At 30.3% G+C, this 13,476-nt stretch carries 15 protein-coding genes; 2 read left to right on the top strand and 13 right to left on the bottom strand.

Translation table 11 applies throughout. The features are described 5' to 3' along the window. Window positions 1-121: 121 nt before the first annotated feature. Together B5X81_RS12995 and miaB are read right to left on the bottom strand one after the other, a co-directional pair. Window positions 122-517, bottom strand: coding sequence for a YlbF family regulator (locus tag B5X81_RS12995; RefSeq protein WP_079492248.1), 396 nt, complete (start codon window positions 515-517; stop codon window positions 122-124). Between the two features lie 37 nt (window positions 518-554). After that, window positions 555-1,982 carry a tRNA (N6-isopentenyl adenosine(37)-C2)-methylthiotransferase MiaB gene (gene miaB, locus B5X81_RS12990; protein ID WP_079492246.1) on the bottom strand — a complete coding sequence of 476 codons (1,428 nt, stop codon included), beginning with the start codon at window positions 1,980-1,982 and terminating at the stop codon, window positions 555-557. A 290-nt stretch (window positions 1,983-2,272) separates the two neighbouring features. Between miaB and B5X81_RS12985 the strand changes: the two genes are divergently transcribed. Further along, entirely contained in the window at window positions 2,273-2,587 is a 315-nt protein-coding gene (locus tag B5X81_RS12985) for a hypothetical protein (RefSeq protein WP_079492245.1), read from the top strand. A gap of 175 nt (window positions 2,588-2,762) precedes the next feature. On the opposite strand, the gene B5X81_RS12980 is transcribed toward B5X81_RS12985, so the two are convergent. The 6 genes from B5X81_RS12980 to B5X81_RS12955 all read right to left on the bottom strand — a co-directional run bounded on the left by B5X81_RS12980 (window position 2,763) and on the right by B5X81_RS12955 (window position 7,681). Further along, window positions 2,763-3,695, bottom strand: a complete 933-nt coding sequence (locus B5X81_RS12980; protein WP_079492243.1) for a phosphotriesterase family protein — start codon at window positions 3,693-3,695, stop codon at window positions 2,763-2,765. Window positions 3,696-4,295: 600 nt separating this feature from the next. Continuing rightward, window positions 4,296-4,640, bottom strand: a complete 345-nt coding sequence (locus B5X81_RS12975) for a transcriptional regulator GutM (RefSeq protein ID WP_079492242.1) — start codon at window positions 4,638-4,640, stop codon at window positions 4,296-4,298. Between the two features lies 1 nt (window position 4,641). Continuing rightward, on the bottom strand, window positions 4,642-5,010 hold the full coding sequence (locus tag B5X81_RS12970) for a PTS glucitol/sorbitol transporter subunit IIA (protein ID WP_079492240.1): 369 nt from the start codon (window positions 5,008-5,010) through the stop codon (window positions 4,642-4,644). A 31-nt stretch (window positions 5,011-5,041) separates the two neighbouring features. Then, window positions 5,042-6,046, bottom strand: a complete 1,005-nt coding sequence (gene srlE, locus B5X81_RS12965) for a PTS glucitol/sorbitol transporter subunit IIB (protein WP_079492239.1) — start codon at window positions 6,044-6,046, stop codon at window positions 5,042-5,044. 14 nt (window positions 6,047-6,060) lie between these two features. Next, the gene (srlA, locus tag B5X81_RS12960) at window positions 6,061-6,591 is read right to left on the bottom strand and encodes a PTS glucitol/sorbitol transporter subunit IIC (protein ID WP_079492238.1); all 531 of its coding nucleotides are present in this window, start codon (window positions 6,589-6,591) and stop codon (window positions 6,061-6,063) included. A gap of 70 nt (window positions 6,592-6,661) precedes the next feature. Next, complete coding sequence (locus B5X81_RS12955) at window positions 6,662-7,681, bottom strand: Gfo/Idh/MocA family protein (protein ID WP_079492236.1); 1,020 nt, start codon at window positions 7,679-7,681, stop codon at window positions 6,662-6,664. Window positions 7,682-7,913: 232 nt separating this feature from the next. Here B5X81_RS12955 and B5X81_RS12950 point away from each other — a divergent pair, with 232 nt between their 5' ends. After that, entirely contained in the window at window positions 7,914-8,777 is an 864-nt protein-coding gene (locus tag B5X81_RS12950) for a MurR/RpiR family transcriptional regulator (protein ID WP_079492235.1), read from the top strand. A 265-nt stretch (window positions 8,778-9,042) separates the two neighbouring features. Here B5X81_RS12950 and amrS read toward each other — a convergent pair whose 3' ends face one another. The 5 genes from amrS to B5X81_RS12925 form a co-directional block, all read right to left on the bottom strand. Beyond that, a complete protein-coding gene (gene amrS / locus B5X81_RS12945) occupies window positions 9,043-10,014 on the bottom strand; it encodes an AmmeMemoRadiSam system radical SAM enzyme (RefSeq protein ID WP_244282091.1) in 972 nt (323 codons plus the stop codon). Window positions 10,015-10,060: 46 nt separating this feature from the next. Next, entirely contained in the window at window positions 10,061-11,461 is a 1,401-nt protein-coding gene (gene amrA / locus B5X81_RS12940; protein WP_079492232.1) for an AmmeMemoRadiSam system protein A, read from the bottom strand. A gap of 304 nt (window positions 11,462-11,765) precedes the next feature. Next, on the bottom strand, window positions 11,766-11,957 hold the full coding sequence (locus tag B5X81_RS12935; RefSeq protein WP_079492230.1) for a hypothetical protein: 192 nt from the start codon (window positions 11,955-11,957) through the stop codon (window positions 11,766-11,768). Window positions 11,958-12,151: 194 nt separating this feature from the next. Beyond that, entirely contained in the window at window positions 12,152-12,883 is a 732-nt protein-coding gene (locus B5X81_RS12930; protein WP_244282090.1) for a DNA alkylation repair protein, read from the bottom strand. A gap of 2 nt (window positions 12,884-12,885) precedes the next feature. After that, window positions 12,886-13,305, bottom strand: coding sequence for a hypothetical protein (locus tag B5X81_RS12925; RefSeq protein WP_079492229.1), 420 nt, complete (start codon window positions 13,303-13,305; stop codon window positions 12,886-12,888). Window positions 13,306-13,476: the final 171 nt, after the last annotated feature.

Below are 13,476 nucleotides of genomic sequence, written 5' to 3'. Positions count from 1 at the left end.
ATTCTTCAAGGATATACCTGTAGCCCAACAAAGTCAGATTTATACAATTTCTTCATCTATATATTATAACATAAAAATAAAAGCTTAAACCCATGAGGTTATCATGGGTTTGGTTTATAAATTACTTTTTGCAGCCGCCACAGCCTTTACTGCAGCCACAATTATTATTAAAAGATAGTATTTCATCTTTAATTTTTATATAAGCTTCTATTTCATTATAAATTTTTTCTTTTATTATTAAAAATTCCTTTAATGCGGTATTTAATTCTGAAATAATATCATTTTCTTCAATCTCAGTGAACAATTTGCTTAACTCAGCTCTATTACCTATTATATTGATATTTTCATTACTTTGAGAAGCCAAATTTAATTTTTTTTGCTTTTCTTTAAATTTAGATATTAATTCACTGGCTTCTTTATCTCTCTTAAAATTTTTCTCTGCTTCACAAAGTCTAATATACTCCTTTGAATTTGACATTTCTCTTCCAAGTTCATTAGCAATATCTATATATTTCATATAACCCACCTTTTATATAGTTTAATGTTAAGCTTCATTATACTAATTCACCATATAATGAAAAGTTTTTAGGCTTTGTAATTTTCACATTACAAAATTTGCCAATCAAATCATTAGAACCATCAAAGTTCACAACCTTATTTGTTCTGGTTCTTCCCATTAAAATATTTTCATCGTTTTTACTTACTCCTTCAACTAAAACCTCCACAATTTTATCTTTATATTCAAAATTACTTTCCTCAGCAGATTGATGCATTAACTTTAAAAGTCTATTGAACCTGTGATGCTTTACATCCTCGGGAACCTGGTCTTCCATCTTGGCAGCCGGAGTACCTTTTCTAATAGAATAAATAAAAGTAAAGGAATTATCATATTTTACTTTTTTAACTAAATCCAAGGTGTCCTCAAAATCCTCTTCTGTTTCACCTGGAAAACCTACGATTATATCGGTGGTGATACTGATATTTGGAATCTGTTTTTTAATTTCTTCTACTATTTCTAGGTATTTTTCCTTTGTATATTTTCTATTCATTCTCTTAAGCACATTATTACTTCCAGCCTGAACAGGAAGATGTATATGCTCACAAACCTTATCACATTCCTTAATGGCAATTATGAGTTTTTTGGAAATATCCTTTGGATGGGATGTCATAAATCTTATTCTCTCTAAACCTTCTATTTCATTAATCCTATAAAGCAAATCTGCAAAATCCAATTTTTCTTCCAAAGTTTTTCCGTAAGAATTGACATTTTGACCTAATAATGTTATTTCCTTAGTACCATTTTCAACTAAATGCTTTACCTCATTGATTATATCCTCAGGTTGTCTACTTCTTTCTCTACCACGGGTATAAGGGACTATACAGTAGGTACAAAAATTATTACAACCATACATAATATTAACAAAGGCTTTTAAGCCATATTTTCTAATACTGGGCATGCCCTCTATGATTTGTCCTTCCTCATCCCATATTTCAATGAGCATATTATCTGTTTGTTTACAATTTGCTAACAAAACCGGGAAATTATGCAAATTGTGGGTTCCAAATATTAAATCTACAAATGGATGTTTTTTCTTGATCTGTTCTACTACATGGGCTTGCTGCATCATACAACCACAAACAGCAATAATCATGTCAGGATTTTTTTTCTTCAATGCCTTTAATTGTCCTAGATTTCCATATACCTTTAATTCAGCATTCTCCCTAACACAACAAGTGTTGAATATTATTAAATCTGCTTCTTCTTTATTATTACATTCTATATAATCCATATTAGAAAGAATTCCTGCCAGTTTTTCCGAATCGTGTTCATTCATTTGACAACCATAGGTTTTTATTAGATACTTTTTCATTTTGCCAGTTTTTTTATGGTATTCTTCATTTTTTTTTCTAATTTCATCTATATAAGGTTGCTGTTTTTCTAATTCTCTATCTGAAATATTTATATTTTTTCTATGGCTCATAGTTTTTCCTCCTCAAAGTTTATACTATATATTATACCAAAACATTATATCAAAATTACTTTAATTAAAAAAGTCCAGGGAATATTTCCTGGACTAAACCTTTAAAAAATTAGGAATTTTTTCTTAGCTATGTATGATATTTAAATCAAGACTTATGGCATATATTATAACAGACTAACTGTAAAATTAATCCTAAATTCAATATACCTAAATATAATTTTTAAAAATAACAATTATAATTTTACTGCATATTATGAACTATCTATATTAAATTCTAGGAGGAAAATATTTTGAATACAGTAACTTCAATTCCACAAAACCTTTTAGCTAAAGCTAGAAGACTTAATCCCTATACAACAGTTCCAAATAAACCAGGCGAAGGCACTGTAATATCAAGCTACTTTATGCGTGATGTATCCCTAGGTGACTTATTTTATTTCGCTACTGCAAAATCTCACGATGATAAATTATATTTGATATACCATGTTGTTGATAAACCACTTATTGACTCAATACCCAACATTATATTACAGTCACCTTTTCTATTTATGACATGGGATAAAACGGGTAAAATTCTTGAATGGGCTGCTGGTCAACCAAAATAGTTTTTTTGAAAAAAGGTCGCTTTTATGGCCTTTTACTCTTTTTTGAGTCATAATAACTTCGTTAAGTCCTCAGTTAATTTCTGAAAATCTCATTTAGACGTATTTTTTCTTTGTATTCTATAAGCTATCGCTAAGGCATGGATCTATGTCAATATGATAGACACTTTTTTCGAATCTAAATGTCGTAAAATCTTGCAGAATTTTCTATAATAATGCTTTCAATCACCTCTTGAGGGATACCATTTTTTATACAGTACGGTATAAATACATTAAAAAAAGCGCAATATCTTTCTATTCCATTTTTCTTTTCACTCTCTTCACAAAAATCATAATCCTCCGAGAGAATCACTTGATGACTATAATTATATGTAATGGCATGCTCAATAAGTTTTTTTCGTGATTCATAAGTGCCTTCTCTTATGCCATCAAAACCAACCCAATAACCCTTCTCAACAACTTGCAGAATCGTTTCCAGATGACCTTCATGATCTGCATGTGCCCATACGAATTTATGAGGTGGCACTTTCATTTTTTGTAGGATTGTTATGACTTTAGGCATATGTTCTGCCTCCAATACATGACAGTGAATTGGCATTCCCGTGGCATTACAGGCTATAGCAGCAGCTTTGAGCATAGCCTCGTCTACAGCATTAACACCTCCTCGATCGAAAAGCAATTTAATATAGCCTGGTTTTATACATACATCATCAATAACATCTAGACCTTCCTTAAAGTCTTGAATCCACTTTTTTGCCAATTGCACTTCAAAATTTTCTTGAAAAATACGATGTGCATACTTAGTAATGTTCATCCCTGTACATGAAATGATGTTTACGTTCGTTTTGTAAGACAAATCATATAACAGTTTTAAATTTTGTCCTCCAAGAGGTGGTGAAGCTTCTACGATAGTTTGGCATCCCGAAGCACTTAATTCACTTAGTATAGGCAAAACTTTATCAAATAGTTTCTGAGTATAAGATTCATCATACTGTTTGTCAAAATACATTTTGCTTGCAAAATCTTCATCAGATATCCAACTAAAATGTTCATGGGCTAGTGTTTTACCCATTTGTGTTTTATCGATTGGTCCTCTTACCGTATAAATCATGTTGAACCCCTTTCTCTACTCAAATTTCCACAGCATTTTGAGCTTCTTAGTTTCATAAATCACTTCCATTTTTATAGTTTGGCTAACCAAAAATATATTATTATGTAGCCTTTAAAATCATGATTAAAATCTTTAGAGTATCTGAGTTATGATTATTACCTATCTAATATTTTATAAAATAACTCTAAAAAAATATGTTGAATGCAGTCGAAATTATAAAATTTTTATAAAAGTATGTTTTTTCATACTAATGATAGATATTTATTGGTATAATAAAATACGCTAGGACAGAACATGAGTTTGCTATATGAAAGGGGAATTATATGATTAAGACTGAACATCTAAAATCTATAATTTAGGTATTGTCAAAGAATTTGCTCAATTATTATTAATATTTCTGGAGAAAAAATAAAAGAAATCCTTCTTGAAATTTAGGATTTCTTTTAAATGCAACAGAATTTTTTACATTTGCTTACTACAGGACTTTATTATCAATATTGATTTTCTTATAGAAAAACCATTCTATCATGCTAATAACTAAGGGCGAGTATAGATGTTTTTTATCAATATAAGGTACAAAGGATTAGTCCTCCTTAAATCTTAGTACTTAGTCTGAAATCTAGCCACAGCATCATCAAATGCCAGTTTTATGGTAGAATCATCAATATCAATATCATTTAAATGGTTGCCTTCTAAGTATTCCAATTGTTTCATTTTAGAAAAAACACTATATCCTTTTAATACATATGCTTCTTTAATACAATCCTTATCCATTAACATCATTATAATAGCACCAGGTTTAAAGATATGCTTTGTTTTCCCAACTAAAACATCTCCTCGAGTCCTAAGTTTATAGAAAAATGCGTTTAAAGTTTTTAATTGTTTTGAAAATAAGAAATTTTGTATAACGCTTCCCAACATAAAAATAATTAATAACTTCAACATATCAACTTTTCTCCTGTTCAACTTTTATAAACTCTCCAATTTTAGGTATTCCTTTTAATTTGTTATTTAAATGTACTGTTCCTGGTAATTGAGGAGTTAACTCACCATCAAACCTTAGAGTCACATGTCCTAACTCCTGCCATTGTTGCAAGGCTGTATTTCCTATAGCTGAAATAGTATATTGGTCCTTTCCTAAATAAATTTTTTGGTTAACTTTTAAATCCCTTAATAATTGTTTATTGTCATGAATAATACAGTAATCCCTTAGCTCACTAGGAGCATCGTTGGAAAATAATATTAACATACCTAATTGACTCATTTCATCTACTGAAGTACCTAGCTCTATTATTTTAGATTTATATTCTTCCAACTATATCCCTCCAATACCTAAATAACCATATTTAATACATACCTATGCTCATTAAATATGCTGCAATAACTGCAATTGGTCCCGTGATTTGCCTTGAAATTAAAAATGCAGGTGTCCCATATTTAATAGTATCCGGCTCCGCCTCTTGCATAGATAGTCCAACTGGAACAAAATCTGCTCCTACCTGCACATTTATAGCAAATAATGCTGGAAGTGCATATTTAGGTGGTATAACACCAATGGCTATTTGACTTCCAAGTAATACACCAATTACTTGTGCAATAGCTGCACCAGGACCTAACAATGGAGACAGAAATGGAAATCCACATATTATTGATATCACTATAAGACCTAATAATGAACTTGCCATAGGTTTTAAAACGTTTGCAATAGCATTTCCTATACCACTAGAAAGTATTATAGTCACTAAGACACTGACAAAAACCATAAATGGCAGTACAGTTTTTATAACTGTATTTACAGATTCTTTTCCCGCTTCATAGGCTAAAGAAATAACCTTTCCAAGAGAAGTTCCTATTTTCTCAATGGCTGATATAAACCAAGCCTCTTTTTGGGCATCATCATCAGAATTAACCTTCAAATCAGATTTCTTCTCCTTAGCTCCATTTTCATGGGAATTTTCTGCTCTTATTTCTACATCAGAGCCTTCCGTAGATATATGAATACTTTCAGAAGTTACTCCAGAAACATAAATATCTTCCTTAATAAATTCAGCCAATGGACCTGATGGACCAATAGCATTTAAGTTAATAGTGAAAATTCTCTTTTTTGGATAAACTCCACATCTTAATGTTCCTCCACAATTAATAACTGCTAAAAGAATTTCGTCATCTCGTAGTCCTGACTTAAATCCATCTACAACTTTGGTTCCAGCAAGTCTAGCTATTTCCCTAGCAATAGGATGAATCCCACCACCTGTCATAGAAAGGACCTTTTTCTTTGTATCCACTGGTATACGAAGTGGACCTCCCCAACCTCCATTATCCTTTTCAATAATAAGTTCCTTAACACTCATCTTTTAATCCTCCTTTATGCTACTTGCCTTTTATTTCTTTTCATGAGATATATAAAAATCTTTTCTGTTAAAATTCCTCTAACCATCCCGAGAATTAAACCTGTTATAATATAACGTATAGCAAGGGGAGCTGTAGACAGTCCAAGTTTTGTGATACCGTTTGCCACACCCAACCAAATAAATAGTTCCGCTGGAACTATATGGGGAAATAAAGATGTCAATGGATGAACAGTAGTTCCAAGAGCATCTTCAAAGCCTGGTTTTCTTTTCTCTGGAAGAAATTTTCCCATTGTAAGGGCTCCAGGACTGCTGAAAAAGAACCAGGCAAAGGCTGGTAATACCAAATAGGAAAGGATAGTACTCCTTCCTAAGAATTCGGCAATCCTTGTAATTTTTTTATCCCCTATAACTTTAATTATAAAGTTAATTAGGAATAATAATCCAAGCAGCATAGGTATTGTACCTCCTATATTTGCCACAATTTGATCTCCTGTTTTTTGGAAAAAACTTATAAACCCTTCTGCTAAACCAACTATACTATTCATTGCTATGCCTCCTTTTATTTTTATTATAAAAACATTCAAATTTAGAGTGGATATGTATTGCTAGTGTTGTTTATCTTTTTATTTTTACAACTTCACCACTTTCTAAACTTGAATGTACAGCTTCTGCTATTCTCAATGATTCTAACCCATCCTTTCCATCTGCTATAAAAGATTTATTGTTAATGATACAATCAACAAAATCATTAATCGGTTCAATCCCAAAACCGTAGGGCCTTCCATTATTATTAATTATAAAATATGAATTTGGAGTTTGTCCTTTAGTATTACTATAAAACTCCAAACCTCTATTCTGTGAATCTAATCTTAATAAAGCATTCTCCGTTAGTATTTGAGTCCTTCCATCATTATTCTTAGGAAATCCCGATGGATAGATCCATGAATTTTCAACCGTCCAATAACAGTCATTTTCAAATTTAATAAAGGCTTGTATAGTATCATAGGAATCTATCCCCTTTGATTTTAACAGCTTTTTAGTTCCAACAGCATACGTGCTAACAGCTTCACATCCCATGTACCAGCGTATTTGATCATAACAATGGGTCCCTAGAAAATGTACTGGAGAAGATTTATCAGCCCAATTAAACCACTTAGTAGGCACATCTATAATATCATCCATGTTCATATAACCACGAATTGGTACTCCAGTAGATTCCTTCAATAATTCATTTTTTAAATTAATTGCTGCTGGATCCCATCTTTTATGATAATCTACTGCAACTCTAACATTGTACTTCTTAGCTTCCTCGATTATCATTAAAGCATCCTCAACAGTAGTAGCTAATGGTTTTTCCACTAGAATATCCTTTCCTTTTCTTATGGATGCTAAAGCTGGTTCCATATGAAAAAAATCTGGAGTTGCAATAGAAACAGCATCCAAATCTTCGTCTTCCAACATTTTTTCAATATTAGTATAAATATTTACATTAAATCCATCTTTTAATCCATCTAGAATATCTTGATTCAAATCACAAACTGCAACTAAATCTGCATCTTTGTTCCAACTAAATGCTTTAATATGATTTATACCATATATTCCAGCACCTACAACTGCTACTTTTAACTTCTTCATTTAAACCCCTCCAAAATATTTCGATTATTCTTATAAATCAAGCTTCTTATAACATATATTTCATATTTAACTCTTAATATATTATACTCCTTCTGTAGTAAAACTTCAAGTATTTTTTAAAATTATGAAGTTTTACTACTAAATTAAGATAAAAAATGTCCCTTTTGTTATAAAGTTTTAATAGCAATTAGTGTATAATATAGATATATATAAACAAAAGGAGTATTTAATTATGGCCAGTAATATATTAATAAAATTAATATCTAATTTTGATTCCTTTACACCTGCTGAGCAGAATTTAGCACAATATATCATTGACAATAAAGAGTCTATTGTTGATATGTCACTTAACACTTTATCTGTTAACTCTAATGTTAGTGAAGCAACTGTAATAAGATTAACTAAAAAACTCGGCCTATCTGGATATTCAGAATTCAAACTAAAATTATCTGCAAGTTTGGTTTCTCCACACGATTTTAAATCTATAAAGGATATTTACTCAAATGATTCTCCTTATGAAATTCTAAATAAAATAACATCTTCAACCTGTAAGGCATTAGAATTTACGAATCAGATTATTGATCGGCCAGAATTGGAAAAAGCCGTTAGCTTAATTAGTAAAACTCATAAAGCTAATAAAAATATCTTTATAGTTGCATTAGGGGCTTCAGGTATTATCGCTAGGGATTTACAAACGAAATTTATGCGATTAGGCATAAACACAATTTATTATGAAGATATGCATTTGAGTTTAGAAAGTATTATTGGCATACGAGAAAATGATTTATTAATCGTACTTTCAACATTAGGTAAATCCATGCATGCGCATCATTGCATGGAAATAGCTAGAAATAATGATGCTTCGATAATACTCATAACCCAATATGGAAATGAAAATATAGCTGCTGCAGATATAGTACTAAATACTGCAAATATTGAAAACAATCTTAGATTAACCTCTCAAATCTCTAGAATATCTCAATTAGTCATAGTAGACACTATATTCACCTCTTTGGCACTAGAAAACGATAAAATACAGGATGAGGTTGAAAATACCAAAAGATTATTTAGAAAATACCAATATTACTGTGACTAAAATATTCTGGAATAAATGCTCTTTTCTGGCAATAGGCAAACTAAGATTAAAACCCGGAAGGAGCATTTATTATATCAACATCAAAAAAAGTTTCAAATAATATAATACATAAATAAAAGCAATGGGCATTATAAAAAACCTCATCGCTTCTACACATTATTTTATCAATTTCATTATATATCCCAGCTCATTTGTTGATTCATTGGGCTGCTCTTTTTCAATATAATTATATACCTACTTTGTTTTAAATTAGTTCAAAATTAAACTATAACAATATTTGCAAATCATATCCACACTCTGGACAAATATTGTCTCCAATATAAATTTTTGAGAAAAAGCCCTTTCGCTCTATTAAAAGCTTATTGCACTGAGGACAATAAGTAGAATTATCTACATTAGCTATATTCCCTAAATATACATAGTTCAAATATTTTTGAGCTATTTTCCTTGACCTTATCATTACATCTATTTCTGTAGGAGGATAGTTCATTTTATAAGCAGGAAAATATCGAGACAAATGCAGGGGAATATTTTTATCAAGTCTTCCTAAATAAGAAGCAATCTCTTCAATTTCTTCTTTGGAATCATTAATACCATTTACCAATAATGTGGTTATTTCTACATGACACTTTTTTACTGCTTTTTCAATAGTTCTAAGGACATTATTTAAATTTCCGCCACATGTTTTCTTATAATATTTCTGATTAAAGGATTTCAAATCTATATTCATAGCATCTATATAGGGTAAAATTCTTAATAAAGGCTCCCTTTCCATATATCCATTGGTAACAAGAACTATACTTAAATTTGGATAATTTTCTTTAACCCTTTTTGATACATCATATATATACTCATACCATATAGTGGGTTCATTATATGTAAATGCTATTCCTACATTATTCTTTAAGTCTAAACTAATTTTTATAAGTTTATCTGGTGATAAAAAATCACTTTTTGGTTTGTTATGGGCTATTCTATGGTTTTGACAAAAGTCACAGGAAAAATTACAGCCAAAGCTTCCTACTGATAATATGTTTTTGGTAGGTTTAAAATGATAGAGAGGTTTTTTCTCTATAGGATCCTTTGCAATGGCTGTTATTTCTCCATAATTAATAGTTTTCAAAGAGCCGTCTTTATTTGTCCTAACAGAGCATAATCCAAACTGACCTTTATCTATAATGCAATTATGTGGACATAAAAAACACTTTATTTTTTCATTATATTTTTCATAAAACAAGGCATTATTTAGCAAAATATCACCTGCATTTCAATAATATTAACCTCTATTTATATCTTATAACTTCAAATTTCTCAATAGTATATTTTTCATTGGGAGATATATTTCCCTTTTGAAGGGCAATACGAAGCTGCTGCTCCACAGTATCTACTCCTTCAAGATTTGGAAGTAATAATCCAGACTTAAATTCACTTCTAACTATTACACCATATTTTTTAGGATCCAGCTCTTCCCTTAAAGCTTTTTGAGGCTTTGTGAGTACATCAACGGAAAAGTCCAATTCCTCTAACTCTTCTTCACTTACAGGTAAAAATCTTGGATCATGCTCACCAGCTTCAACAGCATTTTTTATAATCTCCTTGGCCACATTTTCTGTAGTTGGCAATATTGTTCCTATACATCCCCTTAATTGACCTTCCTTTTTCAATGATACAAAAACTCCCCTTTTAGATTTCTTCATTTCATCGGTTACATAGCTAGGTATGCTAATATAATCACCGTACTTTAGATAGTAAGTTAAGCTTTCTCTAGCAAGTTTCACATAGGGGTCTTCATTTGCTATTTTTTCCTTAATCCTTTTTTTGTTTTCTTTTAACAGTTTATCATATGTATCTTTCTTGCCTTCACCAATAAAAATTTTCATAACACAGTATCCAACACCAAAGGTTCCTTCATAGGATAGAAGATTTCCCCTAATATCATATCCGTTCATTGCCCCTAGCATAATATAAAAGGATCTGAGACCGCATTCTCCTGCCTTTTCAATAATTGTAGGATTCATATTAAAGATGCCGGAAACATCACCTTTTTTAAGAAGAGATACTATCTCATTATCAAATTTTTCACCATATGGGCTGTATTCGTAGGGACCATCATCAGTGAGTCTGTGGGATAAATCTCCACTGGCAATGAATACTGCATTGGTGTTGATATCTTCCACAGCTTTTTTTATACTCATACCAAATCTATAAAGCTGCATTTTAGGCAGCATACCATAGGTTATGTGAACTATTCTATAATTTGAAAACTTTTGATTTATAAAATACAAAGGTATCATAGCTCCATGGTCCAGTTCATAATTAACTTCATATTGTTTAGCAAAATCTTTTGTTACTTCTGCAGTTAAAATTCCTTCTTTATTTCCATATTCAATTATTTTTTCTGTTAAATCTAAATCTATATCTAAATTTAACTCTATCTCTCTGGCTCCAAACCTACTTAAGTTTCCTGATATACTGCTTTCACAAGATACTGCAACAGCATCACTAAACATTGGTCCATGGGGAGTAACGATTATTATTGTATCGGGTTTTATGCTTGCTATTTCCTCGGCAACTTTATAGCATGCCTCAGATGTTTCTTTTATTTTTTCTTCTTCTCCCCGTCCTACCTGGGGAATTATAATTGGAGGATGGGGCATTGTATAAAAAGATAATATTTTTCCCATACTAAACCACCTCTTTATATAGTTTTTGCATCAATAAAAATCTTTATACTTTATAGATTTTTTGCTGTTTATATATATCAAATAAAATTCTTAAGTTTAACTATCTATGGATAACCAACATTAGAATTTATAATACTTTAAGGTTGATATACCTATATTTATTATTATATCAAAACCCTCTAGTTTTTGTAAAATTGAATTACCAATTTTTATCAATATAACTTAAAAAGCCCTAGCACCTATGCTAAGACTTTTTAATAATTATTAGCTTAATTATAGTTACTGTTTAACTATAATTTTGTATTTATTCTTGATAGTTTGAAAGAGTTCTATTAGCAGTAGATATTGCATTATCGATTGCAGCTATAGTATTTTGAATTTGAACCTTATTCTGTTGTTTTTCTACTGAATTAACAGCTTGATTTAAATTATTCTTACAAGTTTGAAGTTGTGTATATACATCTTGTACTTGCTGCCTTGCATTTCTATTTTGCATTTATTTCTCCTCCTTTTTAAAAATAATTTTATACCGATACAATATTATTATTTATCATTTTAGCCAAATTATTCTATTTATAAAAATATATTTGTATATACACAATAACACCCTATACTATATAATATTTAGTCTCACATTTTAACCAGATTCAATTGAGCCACTTAGATATTAAGGATACATTAGAACCGTCCCTATGTATCTTTCTGTATCCTTTTACCCATCTTAGAATTAGATGACAATAATCGACCACGCTCTTTAACTGAAACTAAAGTTTCAAGCTCTTTTAAGGCATTTTTTCCTATCCAATTGAGGTTTTTTTGTGAACCTTCAATAAATTCATATGCCAGTTGAATCGCCTGTTCCTGACAATCAAAATCCTTCTTTCCAATTTCTCTTAACGCCCAGCTAACAGCCTTCTTTACATGATTTCTACTGTCATCACCACATTCTCTAATTATATCAATATATCTGTTAACTTCATCCTTTTCAATTTCTTTTTTATGGATCATAGTAGATGCTATTAAGGAAAATGCAGCACGTTTATAATAGACTCTATGGTCACAACACCAATCAAAAATCAATTCCTCATATGATGGCATTTTAATAATAAGATTTTTACAAATGTGATCACATAAATCCCAGGACATCACATCCTTCATTAACTGTGAAACATAATTTAAGCTTACTTTACTTTCATCCATAATTAAGATAGATAACAGTCTAGCTTCATGATATCCAGCAACCCATAATTCTTCAGCTAAATGATGATCTATTTTTATTTTTCTTGCAAGTTTTCTTATTTCACCTGTTGAGACACCAATACTTTTTTCTTCCGGAATTCCAAGCTTAATAATGTTTTTTCTGAACTTATCTGATTTGATTTCATTTAAGTATTCTATTATTTCGTCCTTTGTCATGGCCATGTTTATATTTCACCTAATTTCTTTTTTAAATCTACAATATATATATTTTGAATCTTTTTCAAATCCCAAATGAAATATGAAATATAATGAACAATAGGATTTTTAATAAATATATTTTCAGTAAAGATAACCTTTGTCCCTCCGTTTTCAGTTTCGGAAAAATGTCCCGTCCAATATCCAGTAAACATCTTATTTCCCATATTAAATTCATATTTCTTATATTTTTCTTTTTTTGTCATCATAAAGTTTGTTGCTTTTCCATCATTGCTATATTCTATCCATTCCTTTTCTCCAGGCAAAACCTCAATATGATCTATATCGCTTCTCCATCCGTAATCTAAATTATTAGTAACAACATTCCAAACCGATTTTACATCTGATCTAAAATAAGCAATTATCTCTGACACTCTCTCTTTTCGCAAATTTATCCCCCCTAACATAATAAAAACATTTTATATATATTATTATATTTTTACATAAGAAAACAATCAAGGTGAAATATTGAATAAAATTCCAATATAATATATATTTTCTCAACTTTTTATTTTTCTAAATAAATAAAAAAAAGTCCCTACCTTTTTAAAATAGGGACT

The sequence above is a fragment of the Maledivibacter halophilus genome, assembly GCF_900167445.1.
Lineage (GTDB): Bacteria > Bacillota > Clostridia > Peptostreptococcales > Caminicellaceae > Maledivibacter > Maledivibacter halophilus.
Note: the sequence above shows the minus strand (reverse complement) of the source record. Positions and strands in the feature narration are given on the sequence as shown.

What these genes read in the sequence shown, in the direction of transcription:
- srlE (WP_079492239.1), bottom strand. Translation starts at nt 6,046, where the DNA reads ATGAGTGTTAAGGAACTTATTATTGAAAAGGATAATGGAGGTTGGGGA.
- B5X81_RS12995 (WP_079492248.1), bottom strand. Translation starts at nt 517, where the DNA reads ATGAAATATATAGATATTGCTAATGAACTTGGAAGAGAAATGTCAAAT.
- miaB (WP_079492246.1), bottom strand. Translation starts at nt 1,982, where the DNA reads ATGAGCCATAGAAAAAATATAAATATTTCAGATAGAGAATTAGAAAAA.
- B5X81_RS12980 (WP_079492243.1), bottom strand. Translation starts at nt 3,695, where the DNA reads ATGATTTATACGGTAAGAGGACCAATCGATAAAACACAAATGGGTAAA.
- B5X81_RS12935 (WP_079492230.1), bottom strand. Translation starts at nt 11,957, where the DNA reads ATGCAAAATAGAAATGCAAGGCAGCAAGTACAAGATGTATATACACAA.
- srlA (WP_079492238.1), bottom strand. Translation starts at nt 6,591, where the DNA reads ATGAATAGTATAGTTGGTTTAGCAGAAGGGTTTATAAGTTTTTTCCAA.
- B5X81_RS12950 (WP_079492235.1), top strand. Translation starts at nt 7,914, where the DNA reads ATGGCCAGTAATATATTAATAAAATTAATATCTAATTTTGATTCCTTT.
- B5X81_RS12955 (WP_079492236.1), bottom strand. Translation starts at nt 7,681, where the DNA reads ATGAAGAAGTTAAAAGTAGCAGTTGTAGGTGCTGGAATATATGGTATA.
- B5X81_RS12930 (WP_244282090.1), bottom strand. Translation starts at nt 12,883, where the DNA reads ATGGCCATGACAAAGGACGAAATAATAGAATACTTAAATGAAATCAAA.
- amrA (WP_079492232.1), bottom strand. Translation starts at nt 11,461, where the DNA reads ATGGGAAAAATATTATCTTTTTATACAATGCCCCATCCTCCAATTATA.
- B5X81_RS12975 (WP_079492242.1), bottom strand. Translation starts at nt 4,640, where the DNA reads ATGTTGAAGTTATTAATTATTTTTATGTTGGGAAGCGTTATACAAAAT.